12 protein-coding genes are annotated in these 10,542 nt (G+C 65.6%); 5 read left to right on the forward strand and 7 right to left on the reverse strand.

What is annotated here, in order from left to right; translation table 11 throughout:
* The first annotated feature begins 5 nt into the window (after positions 1–5).
* Genes VFZ97_12000 through VFZ97_12020 form a run of 5 tightly spaced genes read left to right on the forward strand, consistent with a single transcriptional unit; the run spans position 6 to position 4,564 of the window.
* Positions 6–455, forward strand: a complete 450-nt coding sequence (locus VFZ97_12000; protein HEX6394158.1) for a hypothetical protein — start codon at positions 6–8, stop codon at positions 453–455.
* Positions 452–1,204, forward strand: coding sequence for an SDR family oxidoreductase (locus VFZ97_12005; protein HEX6394159.1), 753 nt, complete (start codon positions 452–454; stop codon positions 1,202–1,204). Before VFZ97_12000 ends, VFZ97_12005 begins: the two co-directional genes overlap by 4 nt.
* Positions 1,205–1,232: 28 nt before the next feature.
* Positions 1,233–2,375: an acyl-CoA dehydrogenase family protein gene (locus tag VFZ97_12010; GenBank protein HEX6394160.1), complete on the forward strand. Its 1,143-nt coding sequence runs from the start codon at positions 1,233–1,235 to the stop codon at positions 2,373–2,375.
* A 2-nt stretch (positions 2,376–2,377) separates the two neighbouring features.
* Positions 2,378–3,361 (forward strand): acyl-CoA dehydrogenase family protein, encoded by a 984-nt coding sequence (locus VFZ97_12015; GenBank protein HEX6394161.1) that lies wholly within the window; start codon positions 2,378–2,380, stop codon positions 3,359–3,361.
* 12 nt (positions 3,362–3,373) lie between these two features.
* Complete coding sequence (locus VFZ97_12020) at positions 3,374–4,564, forward strand: acetyl-CoA C-acetyltransferase (GenBank protein HEX6394162.1); 1,191 nt, start codon at positions 3,374–3,376, stop codon at positions 4,562–4,564.
* On the opposite strand, the gene VFZ97_12025 is transcribed toward VFZ97_12020, so the two are convergent.
* Genes VFZ97_12025 through VFZ97_12055 form a run of 7 tightly spaced genes read right to left on the reverse strand, consistent with a single transcriptional unit; the run spans position 4,561 to position 10,472 of the window.
* On the reverse strand, positions 4,561–5,685 hold the full coding sequence (locus VFZ97_12025; protein HEX6394163.1) for a nitronate monooxygenase: 1,125 nt from the start codon (positions 5,683–5,685) through the stop codon (positions 4,561–4,563). The two genes, VFZ97_12020 and VFZ97_12025, sit on opposite strands and share 4 nt — an antisense overlap.
* Complete coding sequence (locus VFZ97_12030) at positions 5,682–6,887, reverse strand: lipid-transfer protein (protein ID HEX6394164.1); 1,206 nt, start codon at positions 6,885–6,887, stop codon at positions 5,682–5,684. Before VFZ97_12030 ends, VFZ97_12025 begins: the two co-directional genes overlap by 4 nt.
* Positions 6,884–7,333, reverse strand: coding sequence for an OB-fold domain-containing protein (locus VFZ97_12035; protein ID HEX6394165.1), 450 nt, complete (start codon positions 7,331–7,333; stop codon positions 6,884–6,886). Before VFZ97_12035 ends, VFZ97_12030 begins: the two co-directional genes overlap by 4 nt.
* A gap of 51 nt (positions 7,334–7,384) precedes the next feature.
* On the reverse strand, positions 7,385–8,179 hold the full coding sequence (locus tag VFZ97_12040; protein HEX6394166.1) for a CoA-transferase: 795 nt from the start codon (positions 8,177–8,179) through the stop codon (positions 7,385–7,387).
* Complete coding sequence (locus tag VFZ97_12045) at positions 8,176–9,033, reverse strand: CoA-transferase (protein ID HEX6394167.1); 858 nt, start codon at positions 9,031–9,033, stop codon at positions 8,176–8,178. The genes VFZ97_12040 and VFZ97_12045 overlap by 4 nt, the downstream gene beginning before the upstream one ends.
* On the reverse strand, positions 9,030–9,791 hold the full coding sequence (locus VFZ97_12050; GenBank protein HEX6394168.1) for an enoyl-CoA hydratase family protein: 762 nt from the start codon (positions 9,789–9,791) through the stop codon (positions 9,030–9,032). The genes VFZ97_12045 and VFZ97_12050 overlap by 4 nt, the downstream gene beginning before the upstream one ends.
* A 27-nt stretch (positions 9,792–9,818) precedes the next feature.
* Positions 9,819–10,472, reverse strand: coding sequence for a TetR/AcrR family transcriptional regulator (locus VFZ97_12055; protein HEX6394169.1), 654 nt, complete (start codon positions 10,470–10,472; stop codon positions 9,819–9,821).
* Positions 10,473–10,542: the final 70 nt, after the last annotated feature.

Genomic DNA, 10,542 nt, shown 5'->3' on the forward strand with positions numbered 1-10,542 from the left:
AGCCCGTGACGAACAGCCCTTTGACGAACGACGTGGCAGCAACGACCTTCGAGTCGCCGCACGAGTTGCTCGGTGCGGTCGGCCAAAATCTCGGAACGACCGGATGGCTGACGCTGGATCGCGACGCGCTGGCTCAGTTCGCCGACGCGACCTGGTCGGTGGCTCCGGCCGAAAGCGATGACGTTCCTCCCTTCATGATTCTTTCGCTCACCAACCTGTTCATGCCCCAGCTTCTGGAGGTCCAGGGGACCTCTAGTGGTGTCAACTACGGGACCGGAACGGTGCGCTTCGGTACCACAGCCCGCCCGGGCGACAAATTGAGAGCTCGCGCTTCGATCACCGGCGCCGCCGAAGTGGCAGGCGGGGTCCAAACGACTGTCGAGATCACGGTCGAGATCGATGGTGCCAGCGAACCGGCTTGCGTCGTCGAGTCGCTGTCCAGGTGGATGCTGTGAGCGACGCGCGCGTGGTCCTGGTAACCGGGGGCGGGAGAGGGTTGGGTCGCGGTCTGGTCGACGCGTTTGTCGAAGCCGGTGACACCGTGGTGACCTGCGGCCGCACGGAGCCGGCCGAACTCAACTCTGCGGTGTCTTTTGTCCAATGCGATGTCCGCGATCCGGAACAGGTCGCACGGCTTGTCGACTCGATCGCAGAGGAGCACGGCCGACTCGACGTGGCGATCAACAACGCTGGCGGCACGCCGTACTCTCCCGCGAACCAAATGAGCCCTCGCCTGTTCGAGCGGGTGGTCGCCTTGAACCTGGTCGCGCCGTTCTACGTCGCGCAACGGGCCAATCGGGTGATGCAGTCTCAGGAGGACGGTGGCGTGATCATCAACATCGGTTCGACGGTCGCCATTCGGCCGTCGGTCGACGTGTCAGCGTATGTCGCAGCGAAGGCCGGCCTGGTCGGTCTCACCCGCAGCCTCGCGATCGAATGGGCGCCGAAGGTGCGAATCAACCTGGTGAGCCCCGGCCTTCTTCGCACTGAGCTGCTCGAGGAGTACTACGGGCAGGATGTCGCCAAGGTCGAGGCCACTATTCCGGCAGGGAGGCTGGCGACGCCACGCGACGTCGCCGAGGTATGTGTAATGCTCGCCTCAAACGGCGCTGCATACGTGACCGGTGCCGAGCTCGTCGTGGACGGTGGCGGGGAGACGCCGGCTTGGTTGAACGCTGTTGTACGCGAGATTCCGGACCTGTGACCCAGCTCCCAAGACGAGTCGGATTGCGATGGACCTGACCTGGAGCGAGGAGGAACAGGCGTTCCGAGCCGAAGCCCGGTCGTGGTTGGAGGAGAACGTTCCTCGCCCGGCGCTTCCTTCGGGGGACACCCGGGAAGGATTCGCGCTCCACCTCGAGTGGGAGAGGAAGCTCTTCGACGCCAGATGGTCTGTCGTTTCCTGGCCCGAGGACTTCGGGGGTCGAGGTGCGAGTCTTTGGGAATGGTTGATATTCGAGGAGGAGTACTACCGGTCGGGCGCACCGCAGCGCGTGACCCAGAACGGGATCTTCCTGTTGGCTCCCACCGTGTTCGAGTTCGGCACTTACGAGCAGCAAAGGAGGATCCTTCCCCGGATGGCGGCGGCGGAGGACTTGTGGTGCCAGGGGTGGTCGGAGCCGGGCGCAGGAAGTGACTTGGCTGGAATCAGCAGCCGGGCCGAGCGTACCGCCGGGGGATGGAAGCTTTACGGGCAGAAGATCTGGACGACACGCGGAGCTTTCTGCAGCCATCTGTTCGGCCTGTTTCGGACGGACCCGCAGTCGGAGCGCCATCGTGGGCTTACCTACCTGCTGGTTCCTTTGGACATCCCGGGAGTCGAAGTCAGGGGTTTCGGACGGCTGGATGGGGACGAGGGCTTCGCGGAGGTCTTCTTCGACGGTGCCGAGATCAGCGATGACGATGTCCTGGGCGGCGTCGGCCAGGGATGGTCGGTCGCGATGGCCACGACCGGTTCGGAGCGCGGCCTGACGCTGCGGTCTCCGGGTCGTTTCGTGGCAGTCGCCGAGCGGTTGTTGTCGCTCTACCGAGAAAGAACATCCAGTGGCGTTGTCATCGATCCGTCGTTCCGGAACGCGGTTGCTCGCGGCTGGATGGAAGCAGAGGCGTACCGGCTCTTCACGCTTCAATCGGTTACGTCGCTCGTAAACGGGGCCAAGCCCGGAGCCGAGTCCAGCCTCAACAAGATTTGGTGGTCCGAGATGGATATCAAGCTTCATGAGACGGCACTGGCTTTGCGCGGGGGCGACGCGGAGATCGACGACCCATGGATGCGCGGATTCGAGTTCGCTCTGTCTGGGCCGATCTATGCCGGCACCAATGAAATCCAGCGCAACATCGCGGCCGAGCGGTTGCTCGGGCTGCCGAGGGCTTAGCGGTGCATTTCGGATTCGACGACGACCAGGTCGCCGTGCGCGACGCGGTGGCCTCGCTGCTGGAAAAGCGCTGCGATATAGCTGCCCTTCAGCAGGCGTGGGCCGCGGGCTCGGCGGCCCCGCTGATGTCGCTGTGGGAGGAGCTCGCGAGCGTCGGTGTGCATGGATTGCTTGCACCCGAGGAGGCAGGAGGAAGCGGCCTCGACTGGGTGACCATGGCGCTGGTTCTCGCCGAGACGGGCAGGACCGCACTCCCCCTCCCGGTTCTGGAGACTGCGGCCGCCGCGGTTCCGGCGCTCGTCGCGGCCGGCGACCCGATCGGGAACCTCGCTTCGGTGATGGACGGTTCGCTGGTCGTGACAGTGGTGGCTTCGGGAACCGGTCTGGCTCCCGCATGCACCGTGGCAGGCGGGTTCCTCGTCGAGGAATCGGGTGGCGCGAGGTACTACGACAAGTCCGAAGTCACCCTGGAACCGGTGGGCTCGGTCGATCGCACGCGGGATCTCGCCAGGGTGACGCCTAGAGGTCCCGGAACGGCGCTCGCCTCAGACGGAATGGAACATCGGTGCGCCCTCGCTGCCGCCGCGCAGCTGATCGGGCTTGGCCGTGAGCTGGTTCGCATGACCGTTGAGTACGTGAAGGACCGACGGCAGTTCGGAGTTCCGGTGGGAAGTTTTCAAGCGGTGAAGCACCATCTCGCCGACGCCCACCTGGCGATGGAGTTCGCCGCCCCGCCCGTGTGGACTGCTGCGTATCTGGCGCCGTCGGGCGGGGTCGAGTGGGAACGCACCGTCTCGATGGCGAAGGCGATGGCGTCCGAAGCCGCTGGCTTAGCGGCCAGAGTCGCGCTGCAGTGCCACGGGGCGATGGGATACACCGACGACTACCACCTTCATTTCTGGTTGAAGAGGGTGTGGTGCCTTGCGGCCGCATTCGGTTCCTCCGCCGAACACACTTCGAAAGTCGCGACAGCGCTCGGAATCTAGGAGAATGATGCAATGACACAGGCTGTTTCAGGGACAAAGGGTGTTTCAGGGAGTGAGGCTTATATCGTCGACGCGGTCCGGACCCCGGTGGGGAAGCGGGGCGGCGGGTTGTCGGGTGTCCACCCCGCAGATCTGGGAGCCGCATCGATCGGCGCCCTTATGCAGCGGACAGGTATCGACCCCGCCGCTGTCGAGGACGTGATCTTCGGGTGCGTCGACACCATCGGGCCGCAGGCGGGAGACATCGCCCGGACGTGTTGGCTGGCGGCCGGCCTTCCCGACGAGGTCCCGGGGACGACGATCGACCGTCAATGCGGGTCGTCGCAGCAGGCGATCCACTTTGCCGCCCAGGCCGTCCTAAGTGGGACCTCCGATGTGATCGTGGCCGGCGGAGTGCAGAACATGAGCCAGATCCCGATCAGTTCGGCGATGCTGGCGGGGCAGGCATACGGGTTCGAGGATCCTTTCTCGGGTTCGACCGGCTGGCGGGCCCGTTACGGCGATGAGGAGATATCCCAGTTCCGCGCGGCGGAGATGATCGCATCCAAGTGGGGCATCACCCGCGACGAGATGGAGCAGTTTGCCCTTGCTTCGCACGAGCGGGCGATCACCGCCGCTGACGAGGGTCGTTTCGATGGGCAGATCGTCCCGGTCGCCGGCGTCACTGCCGACGAAGGGCCTCGCCGAGGAACCTCGCCGGAGAAGATGGCGTCGCTGCCGGTGCTGGTCGAGGGAGGCCGGTTGACGGCCGCGGTCTCGAGCCAGATCTCTGATGCTTCGGCGGCGTTGCTGATCGTCAACGAGCGCGGCCTGAAGACACATGGTCTTACCCCGCGCGCTCGCATCCATCATCTGAGCGTGCGTGGAGCAGACCCGGTGTGGATGCTCACCGCGCCGATCCCGGCAACTGCGTATGCACTCAACAAGGCTGGAATGACGCTGGACGACATCGATCTGGTGGAGATCAACGAGGCTTTCGCATCGGTTGTACTCGCGTGGATGGCCGACCTCAAGGTCGATCATTCGAAAGTGAACGTCAACGGTGGGGCGATATCACTCGGTCATCCTCTGGGAGCGACAGGCGCGCGGTTGATGACGACGCTTCTCGGTGAGCTGGAGCGAACCGGTGGGCGGTACGGCCTGCAGACGATGTGCGAAGGTGGCGGACAGGCGAACGTCACCATCGTGGAGCGGCTTTCCTAGAGAGGCCGATCCTCGACGCGTTTGCTGAGCGAGACGAGCGTAGATACCGCCTCGGCGACGATGCCTTCGATCAGTTCGGACACGGTCGGCAGCGCGTCGATCAGCCCGGTCACCTGACCTGTCGGAAGTATCCCCGCCTCGAGTCGTCCTTCGACCATCGTCGCCCTGGTCAGCATGGGGGCGTTGGCCGCCATCGCCACTTGAGCCCAGGAGAGCTCGCTGTTTCGCTTCATCGCCAGACCCTCACGAACCAGACCGGGGAGGGAGGTGTCGGTCAGCCTGCGAAGGCGCATCGCGTTCGCCAGCGCTCGGGCCGCCGTGCCCGCCGCGCCCAGACGACCTTCCAGTCGATCGAGCAATTCGGTCCGGATAACCCGTTGGGGTGCGCCGTCGATCGCGCGTGTCACCACTGTGTCGGTCAGAGCCGCGCCGAGATAACGGGCCTTCACCTCGTCGGGGACGGTGCTCTCTTTGGTGAGAAGGAACCGCGTTCCCATGGCTACGCCGGCAGCGCCCCAGGCAAGCGCGGCTACGAGCCCCCGCCCGTCGTGAAAACCTCCGGCGCCAAGGACGGGAATGTCCACGAGTGACGTCACCTTTGACAGGAGCAGGCTGGTTGGTATGGGCCCGGTATGGCCCCCGCCTTCGTGTCCTTGAGCGATCATCGCGTTGACGCCGAGCGCGGCGACCTTTTCGGCGTGGCGGGGTGCGGCGATGGTCGGCATGGTCACGATCCCGGCTTCCTTCAGGCGGGAAACGATGGCAGCGTTCGGCGCCTGCGCGAAGCTCGCCACCTTCACACCTTCCCGCACCATCAGTGACACGAACCGTTCGACCTCGGGATGGTCGGTGCGCAGGTTCACCCCGAAGGGATTATCGGTCCTCTCGCGCACCTCGTTGATCGACCGTTCGAGTTGCGGGTAGGTCATGGTTGCCGATGCGAGGATGCCCAAACCCCCGGCAGCCGAGGTGGCTGCGGTCAGGCGCGCACCTGCCACCCATCCCATTCCGGTCTGGACGATCGGGTAGCGGACTCCGAGCAGGTCGCACGCTGGCGTGCGCAGCGCTACCGCCGGGTCTGGCTTGGGCCCGGTGGAATCCGCCGTGTGCTCTGGGCTCACCGCGACAGGATGACGCAGGATCCGTGGCCGAACAAACCCTGGTTGATGGTGAGGCCAACTTTTGCGTTAGCGACCTGGCGATCACCGGCCTGGCCCCGAAGCTGCCAGGTGACCTCGCACACCTGGGCGATCGCCTGAGCCGGAACCGCCTCGCCGAAACAGGCCAACCCGCCTGAAGGATTCACGGGGACGCGCCCTCCGATGGAGGTCACTCCTTCATGGAGCAGCTTTTCCCCCTCGCCGCGTGCGCACAACCCGATGTCCTCGTACCAATCGAGCTCGAGAGCGGTCGAAAGGTCGTACACCTCGGCCAGGGAGAGGTCCTCCGGGCCGATGCCGGATTCCTCGTAAGCTGCTGCGGCTATCGACTCCCGATAGCCGATCGCCGGCGGTGCGACAGAGGCGGCGGAGTCTGTTGCGATATCGGGGAGGTCCACGATCGTGTTGGGAAAGGTCGGCGTGACCGTCGACACGGCTCGGATCCGAACCGAGTCTCTGACACCGAGGCGATTTGCGAACTCGGCAGACGCAAGAACCACCGCGGCCGCTCCGTCGGACGTGGCGCAGATGTCGAGAAGCCGCAGGGGGTCTGCGACGACCGGCGAGGCCATGACGTCCTCGGCGGCCACCTCCTTGCGGTAGCGAGCGAACGGATTGTGCAAACCGTGCTTCGAGTTCTTCACCTTCACCGCCGCGAAGTCCGCGGGGCTCGCCCCGTACAGGTCTATCCGCCGGCGGGCGTACAGGCCGAAATAGGCGGGGTTGGTGGCTCCGATCAGCCTGAACCGCAACCAGTCCGGATCGTCCCACCGGTCCCCGGCGTTGGGCGCGAGAAACCCCTTCGGCGTCGTGTCGGCTCCGATGACCAGCGCGACGTTTGACAGCCCGGCAAGGATGCGGGTGCGGGCGGCTTCCACGGCGGCCGACCCCGACGCGCAGGCTGCGTAGCAGGTCGCGACCCTCGCCCCGTTCCAGCCGAGCGACCTGGCGATGGTCGAGCCCGCCACGTAACCGCCGTAACCGTTGCGCACGGTCTCACCGCCAGCGATGAAGTCGACGTCGGACCAATCCACCCCTGCGTCTCCGAGCGCCGCCTTGGCCGCTGCTACCGCGTAGGCGACGAACGGCTTGCCCCACTTGCCCCAGGGGTGCATACCAGCCCCGATAACCGCAACCTGGCCGGTCCCTGATCCGCCGGTCATTGATCGACCTCCTCCCCGAGCGGGCGCCACCGCCACACCAGCTTGGCGGCTTCACCATCGGACTCGAGTGGTTCGACGACCAGCTCGACACGAGTTCCGACAGAGAGGTCTCCGACTCCGTAACCGTCGGCGACTTGGCCGAGAATGATCATGCGTTCCTTTTCCAGTTCGACGGCCGCGATGGCGAATGGCTCGTAGGGATCGGTCCGCGGAAGGTACGGCGCCGGCGGCTGGTACTGCGCGTCGGTGTAGCTCCACACTGTGCCGTTCCTGGAGAGCGGAACGGTCTCAAGATCGTCGCAACCGCACCGAGGATTCGGGCACCACTGCCCGGTGGGCGGGAACATGTAGGTCCCGCAGGCGGGGCAACGCCGCCCGAGCAGCGCCGGAGGTTCGACGGTGAACCACCCTTCTATGACCGGGACCCGGCCTTGCGCCAATTCCATGTGCCCACTCAATGTGCCAGCCTCGCTTCCAATGTCCAGCCTCGCTTCGGACTAGTCGGGGATCTCGGACGTTCGCAGGCCGTCCGGGTCGATCACGTCGCGGATGAGCGTCAGTTCGGCGTCGGTCGGGAGCCTCGACTCGGCCACCTGGGGAGCCAGCGCCAACTCGAACCCTGTCGCCGCCACCACGTCCTCGACGGCGACCCCGGGGTGAACGCTGACCAGTCGCATGCGGTGGTCCGGGCCTTTGAAGTCCAGGACGGCGAGGTTGGTTACCACCTTCCGCAGGTCGAAGTACTCAACGGCAGCGCCGCCGGCCTCGGCGGCCCGCTTCCACCCGACGCCCGTGACCACATCGACCGACTCGACGAACACCCGGGGGGAGTGGTTCGCGACCCAGTAGCTGGTGGCGTGGTTGACGGTGTTGCCGGGCGCCCCGCGAAAACCGATCAGCTGGGTTTTCGGCACCCGGTAGTCCGAACCGATTGCGGCGAAGTTCTGGTTGCCCCAGGGGTCGATCTGGGTTGCACCCATCACGACGTGCCGGCGCCCGGACCAGACCACGTCGAACATCGAGCGGTAGGGGTTGTAGTACTCGACAACCTTCCCGTTCGGCCAGGCGAAGGCCTCGTCGCCGGCGACCAGGGCCGCCTCCCCGTCGGTCACCATCAGGTCCGGTTCGAAGCTAGCCCTGGCGAGACGGCCGGCGATCATCGGGATCGTTCCGATCGGGTTGGCGACTATCTCCCCGTCGCCGCGGAAGCACTCGGCGAGGGCTACCACACAGATCTCCGCACGGGTGGCCGTGCTTGAAGGGTCAGCGCTTTTATGGGCAGTCTCGCTCACCGGCGCTCACGCACCTTGGCCTGAAACTCGTCTTCGGTCACGTCGATCCAATCTCTGCGGAACTCGGTCCACGCTTCCAACGACTTGGCCGACGCCGCGTACTCCTTCTGAAGGCCCTCGTCGCGCTCGTAGTCGGGCACGCAAGACGTGAACAGCGCACCTCCGCTCCGCTCGACGATGCCGTCGACCATCAATCGGGCTATACGCAGCCGCAACTCGGTACCGGCCTCGCGTTCGAGCTGCTCGGTCGGCACCACCCGCTCGACGGAGATGAACCGTCGGGTTGACGCCGCACGCAGGTAGAGGTCGTCGAAGTAGAGGTCCGGGCCCAGGAAGGTGGCATTCCCCCGTTCGTCGGCGCGGTTCAAATGGCAGATCGCGGCGTCCAGTTTCAGAGGCGGCACCGCGATGAGCTGCTCGCCGTCAGCGAAAGGCGACCGGACCGTCGACAGCATCGGGTTCAGTGCAGGCAGATCGCTTCCGAGGCCAACCCTGGTGGGGAGGAACGGAACCCGCCATGCAGCAGCCTGCAGGCCGAGCAGGAACATGCCTTCGTCCCACGGGATGTCCTCAATCGAACCCGCCTGCCGGGCCGCCCGGAAGTGCGGCTCGAGGGGTATCGAGTCGAGCGACACGAAGGGGTAGAGCGCCTTCGCCACCTTGCCCGCTGCGCAGAGCAGGCCCAGGTCCGGCCCGGCGAAGCTGACGATGGTCAGATCCTTGAGATCACTGCGCGCGATGGCCCGCACGATCGACATCGGCTTGCGGCGGCTTCCCCAGCCGCCGATGCCGATCGTCATCCCGTCCGCCAGTTGCGCTACGACCTGCTCCTCGGACAGAAGCTTCGATGTCATCGCGAGGTGTCCGTTTCCCGCTTGGCTACGAAGGCGTCGCGATGCTCGTCGGCGACGCCGGACAGATTCAGCTCGAAAGTGAAGCCCTGCTCGTAGCGGTACGACCGCTTGACGTCCCACAGGTCTATGCCGTTGAGCGATTCCTTGGCTGCGCGGATCACCGCCGGCGACTTCTCGGCGATCGCTCCGGCCAGCTCGCGAGCCGAGTCGAGCAGGGCTTCTCGCGACGTCACCTTCCACACCGTCCCGTAGGACAGCAGCTCACCGGCCGTCACTGTCGTCGAGGTGTAGACCATCGCCCTCATCTGGTGTTGGGGGACCAGCCGGCTGAGGTGGGTGGCGGCTCCGAGCGCGCCCCGGTCCACCTCGGGTAGCCCGAAATACGCGTCGTCCGAGGCGACGATGACGTCGGCGTTTCCGACCAGGCCGATCCCTCCGCCGAGGCAGAATCCATGCACCGCCGCGATGACCGGTACCGCGCAGTCGTACACCGCGGCGAAGGCGGCGAAGCACCCGCGGTTTGCACCGATGAGAGCGTCGAAGCCCTCTTTCTCCTGCATCTCCTTGATGTCCACCCCGGCGTTGAAACCCCGTCCTTCCGCGCGGAGGATGACCACCCGTGTCTCGGTGTTTCTGCCCAGAGCGTTCACCTGATCGGCGAGGGAGAACCAGTCCTCGACTCGCAGCGCGTTGACCGGCGGGCAGTCCATCACTACTTCGGCGACACCTCCGTCGGTCAGTTCCGATGTGACAGGCAAACGTCGTCCTTCCTGAAGAGAACTAAGTCAGGCCAGAACTGCTGCCCGGATCGCTTCGGCCGGCAGCCGCTCCGAGAATTCGAAAATCAACCACACCGAGCGACCGATCCGGTCGTAAACATCGGCGATCGACTGGGCGCCGACCACCCACTGCCGGAGCTGGAGATCGAAAACCGATGTCGCCACCCGGACGAGCTCCTGCGTCAGATCCTCGGGGAGACCGCGCACGGCCTCCACGTAGATGTCGGTGTTGTGCGCCATGTTCCGGGCGAAGATCTCCCGGGTGAACGGGTCCTCCGACGACTCGAGCGTCATCACGACCCGGGCCAGCTGGGGCCAGCTCTGGAAGGCCCGCATCGAACGATGCAGAACGTCGGTGAGACGCTCGGCGTTGGTCGCTCCTTTCAGCGGGCGTCGTTCGACGCTGGTGCGAAGCTGGCGCGCCCACGACGCGAGAACCTCCGCGAAGAGGTGGTCCTTCGACTGGAAGTACCGGTACACGGTCCCCAGCGCGACACCTGCCTCGGCCGCCACGTCCTTCATCTGGATCTGGCTGTGGTCCTGGGTTCGCAGCAGCGAAAGGCCAGCTTCGACGATGCGGTCCCTTCGCTCTCGCTGTGATTCCGAGAGGGACTCTGGCAGGGGAGGGGCGCTTACCCGCGGCGCGGATCGCTTCGGCACGGAGGGACTCTCGCCAGCCTTTCCAGTCTCAGGGTCCAGTCGTAGGGCTCGTGGGGATCCAGTCTCAGAG

The organism is Acidimicrobiales bacterium (assembly GCA_036378675.1).
Taxonomy (GTDB): domain Bacteria; phylum Actinomycetota; class Acidimicrobiia; order Acidimicrobiales; family Palsa-688; genus DASUWA01.

Excerpts from the sequence above, each read along its gene's own strand:
- VFZ97_12010 (HEX6394160.1), top strand. The coding sequence starts at position 1,233 with ATGGACCTGACCTGGAGCGAGGAGGAACAGGCGTTCCGAGCCGAAGCC.
- VFZ97_12020 (HEX6394162.1), top strand. The coding sequence starts at position 3,374 with ATGACACAGGCTGTTTCAGGGACAAAGGGTGTTTCAGGGAGTGAGGCT.
- VFZ97_12030 (HEX6394164.1), bottom strand. The coding sequence starts at position 6,887 with ATGACCGGCGGATCAGGGACCGGCCAGGTTGCGGTTATCGGGGCTGGT.
- VFZ97_12035 (HEX6394165.1), bottom strand. The coding sequence starts at position 7,333 with ATGGAATTGGCGCAAGGCCGGGTCCCGGTCATAGAAGGGTGGTTCACC.
- VFZ97_12045 (HEX6394167.1), bottom strand. The coding sequence starts at position 9,033 with ATGACATCGAAGCTTCTGTCCGAGGAGCAGGTCGTAGCGCAACTGGCG.